Here is a 327-nt window from a genome sequence, read left to right as displayed (position 1 = left end):
ACGGGACTCTCTACACCTTCGACTCACAGGGCAAGCTCCTGGAGATCAAGAACCGGCAGGGGCAGGTGCTGAAGCTGGAGTACGGTCCGGACGGCCGGCTTACCACGGTTAAAGAACCCGTGTCCGGTAAGTATTTTTCCTTCCATTACAACGCTGCCGGTTTACTGGAGAAGGTGGCCGATTCTGCCGGGCGGGCCGTGACCTTCGGCTACGACGCCGAGCACAACCTCGTCACCCTGACCGATGCCGCGGGCTACACCTTTACCTACACCTACGACCGGGAGGGGAGGGTGCTGGCGGCCTTCGATGCCGAAGGCAGGCAGATCT

1 protein-coding gene is annotated in these 327 nt (G+C 61.2%); it reads left to right on the top strand.

Going from position 1 to position 327, the window contains the following annotated elements; all coding sequences use genetic code 11:
• Positions 1 to 327 (top strand): RHS repeat domain-containing protein (locus DXX99_RS11140; protein WP_134643030.1); only part of this gene is annotated, 327 nt, incomplete at both ends.

This window comes from Ammonifex thiophilus, assembly GCF_003368535.1.
Classification (GTDB): Bacteria; Bacillota; Desulfotomaculia; order Desulfotomaculales; family Ammonificaceae; genus Ammonifex; species Ammonifex thiophilus.
This window is presented reverse-complemented; position numbering and strand designations above follow the sequence as displayed.